The sequence below is a fragment of the Ruegeria sp. CDSA241 genome, assembly GCF_059611265.1.
Map to the genome: position 1 here is coordinate 97316 of NZ_JBXWPF010000012.1, position 14921 is coordinate 112236.

The window sequence follows — 14921 nt, forward strand, 5'->3', positions numbered from 1 at the left end:
AGCAATGTAATTCACCTGCCAACCCGAATTTAACGATGCGTTTACGCAGCCAAACTCCGCAAGCGGTAGTGCTTTGCGGATCCGGTTGAGTTGCGCGCACGATGCAGGATCGAATGTCATGAATGCTCTTGTCTGTGGGAATGTATCACCACCCGAGTTGCGTCGAATGTCTCGCCTGGCGGGTATTCGCGAACTGCTCGGGGCTCTGATCACAAACTGCTTGAAGCAGAAGCCCCCAAAGCAACGCAAAATTCAATCAGGATATGGAAAGGCCATGAAAAAACGCCATAAATCACGGGGGCCGGAGAACCCGGCATCTATTGAAGCAAGTCGAAATCGAAGGCTTTCAATACAACGCATTGCGACCTCCGGTCAGTTTGTGCGTTCGGTGTTCGTCGCGCTCATCTTTGGTGCCGCTGTGAGCGGATGTGCCGCCAACATGGCAGCGACAGGCAGAGATGGCCCTGATCTGAGCGTTGTTAGCCAGGAGGCCACCCGGTTCAATGTAGAACGCCAGTTGGGCTCACCCGATGAATTGCAGCAACAAGCCAATGGAGACTGGGTGGCCGTCTATGATGTTGAGCCCAGGACAAAACCGAACCTGGCGCGAGCAGCAGGTCATGGAACACTGGATCTTTTTACCTTCGGGCTTTGGGAAGTTGTTGGTGGCCCGCTAGAGGTGGCACATGCGCGCCGGGTGCTGGTCACTGCCCGATATGACCAATCAGGGAAACTGATTCAAATGACCAGCAAACCCAAACCCATCCTCTAATCCGAGTTTTTGATCACCGCTGGAAGGAAAACGGAAAGCGGTAATTCCAACATCCCCACTAACGGAGAATCACTCCCGCTGGCGCATCACGCATGCCCAGCGTCCAGATGGTCTTTCCGTACAATCAAGAGAACGGACCTTTTAAATGAAGACTATCACGATGATCACGCTGGCAGCCGTGATGCCGACTTTGTCCTTGGCAAATGAAAGCTGGACCGGTTTCAATGCTGGCTTGCAGCTATCCACAATCGATGTCTCCGAGGGCAACAACGACAATGGAAATGCAGCCCTGGGTCTCCATGCCGGTTATCTACACGATTTTGACGGTTACGTAATTGGTGGTGAACTTACTTATGACGCGGGCGCTGAGGTTGAGTCCGGAAGGAAAGCCGAAAAAGTCGATACTGTACGCCTGAAGTTCAAAGGTGGTCATGTATTTGGCCGGACATACCTCTATGGCGTGATTGGCTATGCAAACATTGATGGCGGATCCAAGAACGAAGACGGCTATTCCGCCGGTGTTGGCGTGACGTATCGCGCGACGGACAGGGTTCTGGTTGGTCTTGAATACCTGCGAGACACATATGACACGTCGGGTGATGATATCACTGCTGACTCTGTTGCGCTTCGGGTGTCCTACAAGTTCTAGCCGAAGCCATTCGAGATTTCGAAAATGACGGGGGACTTCAAACGGTTCCCCATTTTTCTACCACCTTCAAATTCCGGAGAGGCGCCAGGTGACTAACGTGCCAACTCTAAAGACCGAGCGGCTAAACTTAATACCACCTAAAGTAAAAGCTTGGCTCGACTATCTTACTTTTATGGTCTCGAAACGCCCAGCGTTTATGGGCGGTCCTGTTTTCCCGCGTTTACCCAAACATGGCGAGCTGGCATTCCTATCTAATCACATGCGTCGCGATATCGGTCTCCCAGAATATGGCAAGCGCGAGCCCAATCTCTATCTGAGATATTGAGTTCAGGTCGCAACCGAATTCGAGACACCACCACAATGCATTAATCCAATGGACAGCGAACAATGTACTCATTCAAGCTTCAACGCCGTCTCTTACTGTTGACATTCTGTGCCGCCAATTTTGCTGGGTCGTCATTTGCCCAGGATCGTCAAGAAATTGCCGTGACGCGCAGCGGCGAAGATGTTGCAGCTATAGAGTGTTTCGGAAGCTTCGTTTCACAGGAAATAGTTGTTCTTGGCGGGATTGAGCAAACGATACTTATTCGCACTTGTGATTTGTCCCAACCGGTCCTGCTATTTTTGCACGGGGGTCCGGGTGGTGCCGTGATGCCCTGGGTCGATCTGTTCCACACGCCCTTGTTGGAAGAGAACTTTGTCGTTGTCCATTGGGATCAACGTGGAGCCGGAAGTTCATTCAACGACGATCTCACGATAGAGGATATCACGCCATCCAAGTTGGTGGCGGATACGCTTCAACTCACCAACCTCTTACGCGACCGCTTCAGGCAAGAGAAAATATTTCTGAGCGGTCATTCGTGGGGCAGCGCGCTGGGTTTCATGACTATCGCAGAGGATAGTTCCCCCTATCACGCGTTCATCCCAACGTCTGAGCGTGTCGCGTGGGTGCGCAGTATGAGCATGGGTTTTGAGTGGGTATTGGATCAAGCGAAAGTTCGTGGCGATGTTGAAACTCAGCGGAAGCTCAAGGCAATTGAGCCATTCGATTCATTGGACGAGGCAGATCTCACTGTTCAGCGTGAAGTTTTGGCAGAATACGGTGCAGGAGACTTTCACACCGAAGGGCTATGGGATCGCTATCTCTCTTATGTGCTAGAAGGGCAGAGCCCCTACTACACGGACGCACAGGTTAATAACTATCCCCGCGGCCTTGAGCTATCGAGCACAGCAATTGAACAGCCTGAGATTGTTGGCGCATACGACCTCTTCACCTCGCACCCGGTCCTAGATCTACCGGTCCACTTTATAACCGGAGCAGAAGACCAGAACACACCAGCCGATCTTGCACAGGAATATTACGAACACCTGAAGGCTCCAGCGAAGAGTTTTACCCGTATCGATGGCGCTGCCCATATGGTGATGTACGACCAACCCAATGCCTGGGCTGAAGCCCTGGTTCAAATAAGAAACCAGACGCCTACCAACTGACGAGCGGCCCAGCGTCGTCATACACTTCAATCAATTCGACCCTTTCCATTTTCGGAGAGGTGGATCCAGGAGTTGCAAAGATGGACATAGCTCGATTTTCCGAACGCCTTATGGGCATGAAGGACGAGGTTTGGCTGCGACATGCAAACCCTTGGTCCGTTTGGACCCGTGTGTTGACACCCCTGCCTCTTCTGGCGTTTGCAATCTGGAGCAGAGCCTGGATTGATTATTGGGCGTGGCTTGCGGTCGGCATAGTTCTTGTCTGGATATGGATCAACCCACGCGCTTTTTCGCGGCCGGAGACTTTCGACAGTTGGTCTGCACAGGGTGTTCTCGGCGAGCGTGTCTGGCTGCGGCATCGCGACAAAGTTGCGGAACATCATAAGCGCGTCGCAAATACGGTCGCCATTGTCAGCGGCGCTGGTCTTTTGCCGTTTGCCTATGGTCTGTGGGCATTCGACTTAGGGTTCACTTGCCTCGGCATGGTTGTGATCTCGGGCGGCAAGATGTGGTTTGTAGACCGCATGGCCTGGGTTTGGAGCGACTTCCTGCGCGACGGTGGAACTTTAGATGATCTGACGGTTGGCAGTTGATCTGTGGCGCCACATTTAAACCACTCGGGAATACGATCATGAAGAAAGTAGTGTTTTGCCACGGTATGCCTGGCAGCCCATCAGATGCGGAGCTACTAAGTAAGGCCAATCCTGGTATTGAAGCCATTGCTCTGAATTTGCTGAACTTTGATCCGAAGGCCATCGACGCAGATCTTTGTGATGCCATAGATACAGCGTTGGGGGAAAACGACGGCGAGTGTGTGCATGTGGTTGGCTTTTCCATCGGCGCCATGGCGGCAATAAAAGTTGCGGCGTCCAGGCCAAACCTGGTTGGCCGACTAACATTGATATCGCCCGCTGCCCCACTTTTCATAGGTGATTTTCTACCCAAGATGGCGGGAAAACCGGTTTTTGAGTTGGCCATGAAGCGTCCAAGGATACTCCGGATTCTGACGCGTCTTCAAAGTTTGCTGACCCGGTTTTTTCCAGAAACTATGGTCAAAGTATTGTTCGCAAAGTGCGGCCCTGCGGAAAGAGTTCTTTTAGAAGACGAGACCTTCGTCAGCGTTATGAAAAAGGCGCTATCGGAGAGCTTCGTACAGAGGCCAGCGGCCTATCTTGCATTTATCAGCGCCTATGTCGCGGATTGGAGCGAAACTATGTCAGCGGTGCAGTGCGACGTCGTCCTTTGGCACGGGACTAATGACACTTGGTCGCCGGTTGAAATGTCTCACTCGCTAAAGGGTGTGTTTGGTGAAAAAGCCACAATAAACTTGGTTCAAGGCGCTGAACACTATTCAACCCTAGTACAAGCTGAACTGTAGTTCACACTCAAGATTGACGCTTTTGGAGTTGTACAGATTCTGGATAATATACTGATTTCGTTTAAAATAGGCACTCGAAGGAAGAGGCGTCTTTGGCTCGGTCACCTCGGCTGGAGGCAGTCGGATGTTCGACCGGATTCATCAAGAAAATGCATGCGGCATCGCCCCGAAATTCGACGTATGAAATTCATATGCGGCAAGATCCGTTATTTCGGTCAATCGATGGCTAGTGGGTCTGGACAGACTTTGTTCGAACTTGGCGGACTTCTACAGAGATTTGGTATCAACCACATCCATAATGCGGAGGGAGATATCATGGGTTATCAAGATTGACGTGGGTGCGGAAACCCAGGAAGTTTTGAGTTCCTAGTGTCACAAATGAGTACGTTAAGTGGTACGGTAAGGATCAATCTCAACAGACTTCCCCCAAGAGAACTTTCTGAGCGAACAGGTTACACACATGATTATCGAAGTTCGTCGCTACACACTAAAACCCGGACGTCGCGAGGAGTTTATCGAGTTCTTTGAGCAGGAGAACCGTGTTGCACTGCGCGACGCCGGGATGCTGGTCTTTGGTCCTCTGCGGGATCTGGACAATCCTGACAAAGTCCACTGGATGCGGGCATTCTCGTCGCTCGAGGAGCGAGACAGGATCAAAGAAAGTTTCTACAAAGGACCGGTATGGAATGAGCACATCGAGCCCTTGGTAATGCCCTTAATCCTCCATTTCGAGGCGGATGTGACCGAAACAACAAACGGGTTTGAGAGTTTCGGGGGTGGCGTATCTCTCTGAATTCCCGGGCCCACAATCCGAAGGGCTCACAGAAGAGAACGAGACACGCTCCGCAACACCGATTGTTGCCACTGGCGTGTACGCGGTGAGTGGCGATAACCCGAAACAGACCGTGATCGCATGGCAAAATTACGTCGCCAATACACACCCAACTAACCGGAAGCGAAGACGGCATTAGATTTCGAATGCAAGTCGCCGCTGTCCCGCAGTTCGTGAGTTCGACAGGCCTCCTTTCTCGCTAGTGCAGCGAATGGCAGCAAAGCGGGCTGCGACTGCAGCAATCGAGCACCATGCTCAAGGTCGGCTCTGGGCCGTCCTCATCGCCGCGATCTGAGCCCTCCAATAAGATGTCGCGGTTGCTCCGAGGTCGGCTCTGAGCCCAAACCTAACAGCCTTCGACACATTCCAATGGCTGGTTTGGGCTTTAGGCAATGTGAAATAGAAATAAAGAAGCCATTTCGGATCAGAGTAAAGAGATCGCGTTGATAACTGTTTCACGGTTCTGAACAGCGCCGGTTTGCAAATACTCCATTGCTCTAAGCGCAGCTTCATGGGCTTGGAGCGATGACCCGCCGACGCAATCCTCCACAACGCGGCAAAAGTAGTCTGATTGGTGGCCATCAACGAACGTGTAGTGCACACAGACATCGGTCAACCCTCCGCATAGTATCAGAGTATCTACCTTCAGGCCGCGTAGCAGAATTTCGAAATCGGTTCCAAAAAACGCAGAATAACGCCGCTTCGGAACTAAATAGTCACCAGTGCGATATCCCATCTCTTCTTTGGCAACCTCTGTCCGTGGATCACCTTCGAGACAGTGTATGTCCTCATCGCCATCCAGCTCCCGGCCGAAGTCGATCCGGTCGGAACGATGAACTTCCTGAATGAAGATGACGGGCACATTGTTTTGATGTGCAGCGTCAACCAAATCGCGCGCCGCGATCATTCGTTCCCTATAGCCCGGCATATTGTCGATTGAGCGGATTGCGCTGTTATCAATGAACGTGCTCTTCTGAATGTCGATCACGATTAGGGCGGGTCGACCCTCGATTAGTTTCTTTGCATTTTTGTGTTTGGTTGTCATCTTCGACCTCAGTTTTATCAGGTCGTCCTGACTAAGCGCCGTTCCTGGCCGGGCCGTCCCGGCGGGCAGATCAATTTTGCCTAAATGTGCTAGGGCGCTTGGTCAAGGGTGTGGGCTTATTTGTATTGGGATGAATAGCAGACGTTCGCATCCAAACCGGCATGGGCGGCTTTGTTCGAGAGACGACTGCTGCCAGGATCAGGTGCTTAGGATGTAGCAGTTTTCCGATAACGAAGCGTTTTGCGTGTGGGCTTCGTTTTTTTCGGTCTGGCGAAGGGTGTGTAAGGGAAAATCAAGCCCTTCTGTTTAGGGGCGGCTTGCCATTTGGGATAGAGAGTGCAGCGGGAAAACTAGAAACTTAAAATGTCTTCAAGTTGTTTCCATATTTGTTCTGCATGATCTGGCTGAGATTCTGCCAAGCGGACCATCCTGATTGCCAGAATTTGAGTGGGCAGCACATCTTCGATGCACATAAGCCTGCCGTCAGAAAGGTGGGTCGCGACCAGCGAGTGGGGCAGCCAGGCAATTCCGATTTCATTCAGGGCGTATTCTAGAATGGCCAATGTAAGCGCGGTTTCAGCTCTGGGTACTGCGGTTTTACCTTCAGGTAATCGCGGCGCAATCATTCTGGAATAGACCTGCCCGAGAAAGACTTCGGGCGGGTAGCTGATTGTAGGAATTACGTCTTCCGTCACTTGCGTGCGCACAGTAGGCGCACAGACTGGAATCAAAGTATCCATCCCGAGTGTTTTGGTTTCAAACGCGTTAGCGGGTTCTTGAATACTGTCATCAGGCACCGCGTACATGATGGCAAAATCAACTTCTTTTGAAATCAGATGCATCAGGCACTCGTCTTGATTTCCTGAACGCACACGAACCGAGATTTCGCCAGCTTCAGTTAAAACACGAACAATTTCGGGTGAAATTGTCGTGGTGAGCGCGTGTTGGCAAACAAAAGACAGCGATTTGCCTAGCTGATCACTCGCTGTCTTTAAGGTGTGTCGAAGCCTCTGCAGCCGGGTGCTGAGTTCACGTAATTCAAATTCCAGTTCTCGCACGCCTGGCATCAAAGAGACTGGCTTGCGGCGGCGATCAAACAGCGTTGCGCCGATGTTGTCTTCGATAAGCCGCACCCGCCGAGTAAACGCAGATTGCGTCAGCAATCGCTTTTCAGCGGCGCGGGCGAGAGAGCCGCTATCAAGCACGGCTAATATATCATCGATCCACTCAAGACGCATGGCGGATCGATAGTGCAGTTCGTGACAACATGCAATTCCTGCAATTTATGTACCGAAGTTCGAATTATGAATGCGCCTCAGCGCGTAGTAACTTGACAAAAGCAAATATTAGGAACCATGACATGCACCTTGCCCGTTTTCCCCGCCTGCATCTTGCCCATCTTCCAACACCGCTTGAACACATGACTCGATTGTCAAAAGAGCTGGGGGTCGAAATATGGATCAAACGCGATGATTGCACCGGTATGTCGACCGGTGGCAACAAGACGCGCAAGCTTGAATTCCTAATGGCTGAGGCCGAGGCGCAGGGCGCCGACATGGTGATGACCCAAGGGGCCACGCAAACCAACCACGGTCGGCAGACGGCTGCATTTGCCGCCAAGCTGGGGCTTGATTGTCACATCCTTTTGGAGGATCGCACCGGTTACCAAAATGGAAACTACAATACGAACGGCAACGTCCTGCTAGACCATTTGCATGGCGCAACTACCGAGAAGTTTCCCGGCGGCCACGACATGCCGGGTGAGATGGAAAAGGCAGCGGAAAAGAAGCGCGCTGAAGGGCACAATGTCTATGTCATTCCTGGCGGCGGATCGAACCCGACCGGCGCGCTCGGCTATGTTAACGCGGCCTTTGAACTGTTGGCACAAGCAAATAACAGCGGTTTGCAAATTGACAGATTGGTGCATGCAACCGGTTCTTCAGGAACGCAGGCCGGATTGGTGACGGGCATGTGTGCCATGAATGCGCAGGTGCCCGTGCTGGGCATCGGCACAAGGGCGCCTCAGCCCAAGCAAGAACAGATGGTTTTTGACCTCGCCTGCAAAACTGCTGAAAAACTGGGCTGCGCAGGTGTGGTCAAGCGCGAAGACGTGAAGGCCAATACTGACTATGTCGGCGAGGGTTATGGCCTGCCAACGACAAGCGGCATAGAGGCGATCCAGATGTTTGCAGAGCTCGAAGGCATCCTTCTCGATCCGTGCTATTCCGCCAAGGGTGCAGCCGGTCTGATTGATCTTGCACGGAAGGGTGAGTTCAACGGCGAACGGATTGTGTTCCTGCACACAGGGGGTGCCGCAGCCCTTGGGGGGTATGATTTTGCCTTTGATCATCAAAACCGCTGGGTGACTGTCTGAACCATGACACTGCGCCCGGTTGGAATTCTTGGCGGTATGGGCCCCGAAGCGACGATCCTCCTCCAGCGCAAGCTGGTGGCGGCCGTACCCGCAACTGATGACCAAGACCACATACCTTTGTTGATCGACATGAACCCGCAGGTGCCGTCGCGGGTTCGTCATCTGCTCGAGGGCGTCGGAGAGGATCCGGGGCCGACGCTTGCAGCTATGGCGCGTCGGCTTGAAGATGCTGGAGCCTTAGCGCTGGCGATGCCGTGCAACACCGCCCATCACTATGCCAAGGCGATTACGGATTCCGTGGACATCCCCTTGCTGAACTTGATCGAACTGGCAGCTGAATATGCAGCTCGGACGCTTGGGTCAGGGGGATGTATCGGAATGCTTGCCTCGCCAGCCGTACAACGTACTTATCTATTCGAGACAACGCTGCAAACGCTCGGGCTTTCGGTTGTTTGGCCGGCAGACGATGAAAAAATGCTTGCAGCGATCCGAAAAATTAAGACTGACGGTCCGTGCAATGAAGGGCGCGAAACACTAAGAGTTGCCTCGAAAGAACTTGTTGCCGCAGGGGCCGACCTGCAGCTTGTGGCTTGCTCAGAATTCTCGCTCATCGCTGATAGTGTTGCGGCCGAGGTCAATGCCATTGATACGATTGACCTGCTTGTCCAGGCGATTGTCGAATTTTCCCACGCAGGGCAAGTTTAGGCGATTGAATTAAGTGCGCCACAGCGTTCGGAGGCAATCTGTAAGTCAACAGATACCTTTGTTCATAATTGGTCCCAAAGCTGTTGCGCTGTCTGATCAAAGGTCGCCGGATTGGCAAATGCGGAAATCGTCAAGGTGGCACACCACGCGTCATCGCCGATTGGCACCAGCAATCCCGCGTCCAGCTCTGGCGAAATCGCAGTTTCGGGCATCCAGGCAAAGCCGCTTCCGGTAATCAGGCGTCTCTTGATTGTCTCAACCAGACTATCAACATAAATCGTCTCGGCGTTCAGGGGTTTGCGGTCTATGGTATTTTCTACAACCATGCCTAAAAACGAAGAACGATCATATGCCAGATAGGGGATGGGTGGGCCATCCTGCTCTGCGAGGCTCCAACCCATGGCACGCGCTGAATCAGCTGTAGCCACTGGCACCAGACGATCCTTTAACAGGTCTTTTCGCTCAAATGCGGTTTCATCAATCATCGGTGAAACCGAGTGGTGATTGTAACACAAGAGAATGTCCACTGCGCCCTCGACCAACAGGTCACAGCAGGTGCTTAGGGAATCGGACAATACTCGAGTGCGCAGATCGGGAATTTGCATCTGCAACTCTTCGATGCGACTTGCCAAAAAATTAACCGCGATCGTGTGGAGGACCGAAAACCGGATGAAACGGCTATCCCCACGATCGGCATCCCGCAGCGATTGACGGGACTCTGACAGTTGTGAGATCGCCGCTAAAGCGACCGGCAAGAATTGTTGACCTGCTTCTGTCAATTGAACAGGATAGGTGGCGCGATTGACCAGAGGCAGCCCGACCCAGCTCTCCAACGCTTTGATTCTACGACTGAATGCGGATTGTGTGATGTTGCGTTCATCGGAGGCTCGGGTGAAGTTCAGTGTCCGGGCGAGGCATTCAAAGTCGCGCAGCCAGTTCAAATCCAATGTGTGTACCTGCATTTCCAAGGAAGCATTGGTCGAGCATACTCAAAACTATGCATTGCGGGAATAGTTTGATGAAATGTTCGAATTGGCCCTCAGAAAACCTCATGCTCTAGACTTCAGGCTAGGGCCTGGCGGTTTGTCCCCCTTTTCCCCTTCCGTCCGAAGTCGCAGCCCGAGACGACTTTGTACGACACCGCCGAGCGATGGGAAAGAAACTGACTAAAAAATACGACGCCAAAATACGGCGCAAATCAACAGAGGAGAATATTATGAGAAGGAAGCTGAAGGCATTTGGCATGGCAGCGGCGGTTGGTATCTATGCGATACCCGCTTTCGCTGCTGAAGAGGTTAAAATCGGTGTGCCGTCATGGACCGGCGCGCAGGCAATTGCTCATCTTCTGGGTGCAGTTGTCGAAACACGCATCGGAGGGACGGTTGAATATGTGCCCGGAAACAATGCCACCATCTTTCAGGCCATGGATCAGGGCAAAGGCGACATAGACGTGCATCCTGATGTCTGGCTACCCAACCAGGAAAGCTTTACCAAGAAATATGTAGACGAAGCGGGCACAGTAACCCTGTCGTCGAACCCCTATGAAGGCAATCAGGGCTTTTGCGTTAGCAAGGACTTTGGTGAGGCCAACAATATCACCGACATAGCTGATCTGGGCCGCCCTGACGTCGCTGCCCTGATGGATAGCGACGGCAATGGCAAGGGTGAGATGTGGATTGGCGCCCCGGGCTGGGCGTCGGCCAATGTGAATGAGGTTAAAACGCGCGACTACGGTCTGCTTGATTTCATCGAGCCCGTGCGTGCAGAAGAAAGCGTGAAGACCGCGCGTATCAAAGACAGCATCGCCAAAGGCGAGGGCTATGCCTTCTATTGCTATAAGCCACACGCGGTCTGGTACATGTTCGACGTTCAAATGCTGAGCGAGCCGACTTTCGACCCGGCAAAATACGTGATGGTGCAGCCATCGGACGATCCGGATTGGTATAGCAAATCCAGTGTTGCCACCAAAGACGCCCTGAAGAACGTCCAGATCGCATGGTCCAATACGTTGCCAGACCGCTCACCTGCGATTGCTGATTTCTTCGCGAATTTCGCATTGACTGCAGATGATGTCAGCGGTTTCGCCTATGAGATCAGCGGCAAAGGTCGCGATCCGGCAGAGGTTGCCCGCGAATGGGTCGATGCGAACCCGGATCGCGTCGACGCTTGGCTGGGTCTCTGATCCCACTTCCAGAAACAGGGTGGCGGCATCTGTTGGCGCCACCCAAAAGCAGATCTCTGGAGGACCTATGAGCGACGACACCGTTATCGAAATTTCGAATGTCTGGAAAATTTTCGGAGGCAGGCCCGAAGTGGCGCTGCGGGCGATCCGCGACCGTGGGTTGGAAAAGTCCCAAGTGCTGGCCGAATACAACTGTGTTGTCGGCGTCGCTGATGTCAGCCTGTCGGTAAACCGGGGTGAGATTTTTTGCATCATGGGTCTGTCAGGCAGCGGTAAATCCACCCTGGTTCGCCATTTCAACCGACTGCTGGAGCCGACAGCTGGTAAGATCGAAATCGAAGGCACTGATGTCATGGCCTTGGGGCCAAAAGAGCTTCAGCAGTTTCGCAACAACAAAATCGGTATGGTGTTTCAGAACTTTGCGCTGATGCCGCATCGGTCGGTGTTGGATAACGTGGCAATGCCACTGGAAATCCGACAGGTCAGCAAGAATGAACGCATGCGTCAGGCTGCTGCTATTCTCGATATTGTCGAACTGGGCGCCTGGGGGTCAAAGTTCGCACACGAGCTGTCCGGTGGCATGCAACAACGTGTGGGTCTGGCCCGCGCTTTGGCCGCCAACCCCGACGTGCTTTTGATGGATGAACCGTTTTCGGCCCTTGATCCGCTGATCCGGCGACAATTGCAGGATGAATTCATCCGGCTGAGCAAGATTCTCAAGAAGACTACAATCTTCATTACCCATGACCTTGATGAAGCCGTCCGCATCGGCAATCGGATCGCCATCATGCGGGACGGCAAGGTGGTGCAGATCGGGACAGCCGAAGACATCGTCATGAACCCCGCTGATGACTATGTGGCTGATTTCGTTGCAGGTATTTCACGCCTCAAAGTGGTGCGCGCCCATGCGGTCATGCGGCCAATTCCAGAACATATTGCGGCCCATGGACCGCTACCGTCGGATGCCCCGCGCGTGAATGAAGACGAAAATCTGAGCACGCTGATCAATCTGGCGATCGACAACAGTAGCGCAATCCTTGTGGAGGACGGCGGCGTGGATGTTGGCGTCATAACCCGTGCCGATCTGTTGCGCACCGTGATCGAAGGGACCGAAGTGTCATGAGCATTTCTGATGTGAACCCGCTGGAAGATACCGAAAGCGAAGCGGCCCTTGCCTATGCCGAAGAGCGGCGTGAAAGCATTCGCACATTTGTGCGCACCAGCCCTGACTACTATATCCGTAATTTCGACAAGATTGGTGCATCGTCCCGCTTTACACCAACTTTCAATCTGATGGCCGGATTGTTTGGTCCGGTCTGGTTCGGTGCGCGAGGTCTGTGGTCATGGGCGTTACCATTTCTGATCCTCGAAACTATAGCCTTTGTGCAGATTGCGCGAGGGTTGTTCGGCGATCTGGCAGCCGAGGCAATGGAGCGTATTGCATCGATTGAAGGGACGCTTGAACTGCGCCGTCAGCAATTGGCGGCGGCTATCGAAAACAATTCGGACAAGATCGATGTCTATCAGCGAACGGTGGACTCGCTTGAAGAAAACATAGGGGGTATCCGTGCCGAGGCCGAGGCGATGGCAGCTGAAGGTCCTTACATCATTCTAACCGGCCTGATCATACTGATCATCATCAAATTCATACAGTCGCAGGTGGCGAACTGGGCGCTTGAGGCGCGTTTCTCGGAGTGGCTATCGGATCGTTCGATCCGTTCGGCCATGCCGGTGTCGCAGATCGTGTTCAGCGCAATCTTCATGGCGTTAATCGTCGCCGCGGCAATGTTGCATTACAGCTTCCCAGGGCGCTTTTCACTGCTTAGCCATTTTCCGACAGACCCAAACATCCGCCTGACCAGTATCACTTGGGTAGAAGATTTCATCGCCTGGTGCGTACGCAACAGCGAGACCTTCTTTGATGGGCTGACATTCGGCATCCGCACTCTGTTGGATGCGCTAGAGGTCATACTGGTTCAGACGCCATGGATCGTGATTGCGAGCTTGATTATTCTGCTGACCTGGCTGACAGCGGGCATCAGCACGGCGATCTATTCGGGCGCATTTCTGGCCTATATGGGCCTGCTGGGTTTCTGGGAAGGTGCCATGACGACGCTGGCCTTGTTGGGGACAGCGGCGTGTCTGTCGATTGTTATAGGAATTCCGCTCGGCATGTTTGCTGCCCGTCGCCCACGGTTCTATGCGTTTATCCAGCCGATCATGGATTTCATGCAAACCATGCCAGCCTTCGTGTTCATGGTGCCTGTGATTGCGTTCTTCGGCGTTGGAAAGCCAGCGGCGGTTGTGGTCACGATGATTTTTGGCGGCACACCGGTGGTACGATTGACCGTTCTTGGTCTGCGTGGTGTACAAGAAAGCGTGCGCGAAGCAGCTATTAGTTTCGGTGCCAATAAGTGGTACTTGCTCACTAAGGTAGATCTTCCATTAGCAAGCCCATCGATCCGCGCGGGGATCAACCAGACGATTATGTTGTCGCTGGCGATGGTCGTCGTGGCCTCGCTGATTGGCGCCAAGGGGCTGGGTGAGGACGTGCTGGAAGCATTGCAATATGCCAATGTGGGCCAAGGCATCCTCGCCGGGTTTGCGATCCTTTTCTGCGCCATGATCCTTGATCGCATTGTACAGGGTGGGCGCAAATGACACCTGTCGTATTCGTCCATGGATTTTTGGGCGGCAGTCGACAATGGTTAGGGCAAGTCGAAGCCCTGGCCGGTTTCAACGTCGTAGCCTTGGACTTACCGGGATTTGGTGAGAATGCGCATCTCGAGGCCCCTACCAGTATTGCTGGATTTGCCGAGTGGGCGCTGTGCGAATTAACCGGGCGGGGAATTGAGCGATTTATCCTGATCGGCCATTCAATGGGCGGGATGATCGTCCAAGAAATGGTTACCCGCGCACCCGAACGTATCGACCGGTTGGTGCTTTACGGCACCGGAACGATTGGCATTTTACCCGGCCGGTTTGAGACGATCGACACTTCAAAGCGCCGGGCCAATACAGAAGGACCAAGAGCCACGGCCAGACGTATTGCGGCAACCTGGTTTCTTGATCGGGGAAAAGCTGCGGCCTATGAGGACTGTGCTATGATTGCAGAACAATGCAGCCTGCAAACCATGCTAATTGGGCTCGACGCAATGGAAAGTTGGAGCGGCGCCAAACATTTGGCGGATATCATGACCCGTACGTTGGTGATTTGGGGTGACCGGGATCGGACCTATCCATGGAGCCAAACCGAACAATTGTGGCAATCAATTCCCGACGCCAACCTCGCCGTGATACCTGGATGTGCTCACGCGGCGCATTTAGAGAAGCCGGGGCTCTTTAATTCGATACTGCGAGATTTTTGTACCGCCTGACAGCTTGTCTGCAGCCAAAATGTTAGAACGACCGCTGTCGTGACCAATTCCGGTCTTTCCCGGATAGTGTAGATATTGCTGCGAATGGGTATGCACTGGCAGCAAACGCCGGTTTG

Annotated in this window: 15 protein-coding genes; 12 read left to right on the forward strand and 3 right to left on the reverse strand. The window is 53.1% G+C overall.

The window, feature by feature from the left end; genetic code table 11:
• The first annotated feature begins 118 nt into the window (after positions 1-118).
• The 6 genes from AC2FJV_RS12580 (at position 119) to AC2FJV_RS12605 (ending at position 5083) form a co-directional block, all read left to right on the forward strand.
• Positions 119-772: a hypothetical protein gene (locus AC2FJV_RS12580; RefSeq protein ID WP_496713861.1), complete on the forward strand. Its 654-nt coding sequence runs from the start codon at positions 119-121 to the stop codon at positions 770-772.
• A gap of 145 nt (positions 773-917) precedes the next feature.
• On the forward strand, positions 918-1421 hold the full coding sequence (locus tag AC2FJV_RS12585; protein ID WP_496713862.1) for an outer membrane protein: 504 nt from the start codon (positions 918-920) through the stop codon (positions 1419-1421).
• A 387-nt stretch (positions 1422-1808) separates the two neighbouring features.
• The gene (locus tag AC2FJV_RS12590) at positions 1809-2912 is read left to right on the forward strand and encodes an alpha/beta fold hydrolase (RefSeq protein WP_496713863.1); all 1104 of its coding nucleotides are present in this window, start codon (positions 1809-1811) and stop codon (positions 2910-2912) included.
• A gap of 80 nt (positions 2913-2992) precedes the next feature.
• The gene (locus AC2FJV_RS12595; protein WP_496713864.1) at positions 2993-3505 is read left to right on the forward strand and encodes a DUF6653 family protein; all 513 of its coding nucleotides are present in this window, start codon (positions 2993-2995) and stop codon (positions 3503-3505) included.
• Positions 3506-3543: 38 nt separating this feature from the next.
• A complete protein-coding gene (locus AC2FJV_RS12600) occupies positions 3544-4290 on the forward strand; it encodes an alpha/beta fold hydrolase (RefSeq protein WP_496699581.1) in 747 nt (248 codons plus the stop codon).
• A gap of 460 nt (positions 4291-4750) precedes the next feature.
• Complete coding sequence (locus AC2FJV_RS12605) at positions 4751-5083, forward strand: NIPSNAP family protein (RefSeq protein WP_496713865.1); 333 nt, start codon at positions 4751-4753, stop codon at positions 5081-5083.
• A 463-nt stretch (positions 5084-5546) separates the two neighbouring features.
• Here the strand turns inward: AC2FJV_RS12605 and AC2FJV_RS12610 are convergent, their stop codons facing one another.
• Both AC2FJV_RS12610 and AC2FJV_RS12615 read right to left on the reverse strand, forming a co-directional pair.
• Complete coding sequence (locus AC2FJV_RS12610) at positions 5547-6167, reverse strand: cysteine hydrolase family protein (RefSeq protein WP_299664310.1); 621 nt, start codon at positions 6165-6167, stop codon at positions 5547-5549.
• A gap of 350 nt (positions 6168-6517) precedes the next feature.
• The gene (locus tag AC2FJV_RS12615) at positions 6518-7405 is read right to left on the reverse strand and encodes a LysR family transcriptional regulator (protein ID WP_496713866.1); all 888 of its coding nucleotides are present in this window, start codon (positions 7403-7405) and stop codon (positions 6518-6520) included.
• A gap of 122 nt (positions 7406-7527) precedes the next feature.
• On the opposite strand from AC2FJV_RS12615, the gene cuyA reads away from it, so the two are divergent.
• A complete protein-coding gene (cuyA, locus tag AC2FJV_RS12620; RefSeq protein WP_496713867.1) occupies positions 7528-8541 on the forward strand; it encodes a D-cysteate sulfo-lyase in 1014 nt (337 codons plus the stop codon).
• Between the two features lie 3 nt (positions 8542-8544).
• Positions 8545-9246: a cysteate racemase gene (gene cuyB, locus AC2FJV_RS12625; protein WP_496694416.1), complete on the forward strand. Its 702-nt coding sequence runs from the start codon at positions 8545-8547 to the stop codon at positions 9244-9246.
• 62 nt (positions 9247-9308) lie between these two features.
• On the opposite strand, the gene AC2FJV_RS12630 is transcribed toward cuyB, so the two are convergent.
• Positions 9309-10208: a LysR family transcriptional regulator gene (locus tag AC2FJV_RS12630; protein ID WP_281973759.1), complete on the reverse strand. Its 900-nt coding sequence runs from the start codon at positions 10206-10208 to the stop codon at positions 9309-9311.
• A 254-nt stretch (positions 10209-10462) separates the two neighbouring features.
• Here AC2FJV_RS12630 and AC2FJV_RS12635 point away from each other — a divergent pair, with 254 nt between their 5' ends.
• From AC2FJV_RS12635 to AC2FJV_RS12650, 4 genes are all read left to right on the forward strand, one after another.
• Positions 10463-11428 (forward strand): ABC transporter substrate-binding protein, encoded by a 966-nt coding sequence (locus AC2FJV_RS12635; RefSeq protein WP_496713868.1) that lies wholly within the window; start codon positions 10463-10465, stop codon positions 11426-11428.
• A 67-nt stretch (positions 11429-11495) separates the two neighbouring features.
• Positions 11496-12551, forward strand: coding sequence for a quaternary amine ABC transporter ATP-binding protein (locus AC2FJV_RS12640; RefSeq protein WP_496713869.1), 1056 nt, complete (start codon positions 11496-11498; stop codon positions 12549-12551).
• On the forward strand, positions 12548-14089 hold the full coding sequence (locus AC2FJV_RS12645) for an ABC transporter permease (protein WP_496713870.1): 1542 nt from the start codon (positions 12548-12550) through the stop codon (positions 14087-14089). Before AC2FJV_RS12640 ends, AC2FJV_RS12645 begins: the two co-directional genes overlap by 4 nt.
• The gene (locus AC2FJV_RS12650) at positions 14086-14805 is read left to right on the forward strand and encodes an alpha/beta fold hydrolase (protein ID WP_496713871.1); all 720 of its coding nucleotides are present in this window, start codon (positions 14086-14088) and stop codon (positions 14803-14805) included. The genes AC2FJV_RS12645 and AC2FJV_RS12650 overlap by 4 nt, the downstream gene beginning before the upstream one ends.
• Positions 14806-14921 lie beyond the last annotated feature (116 nt).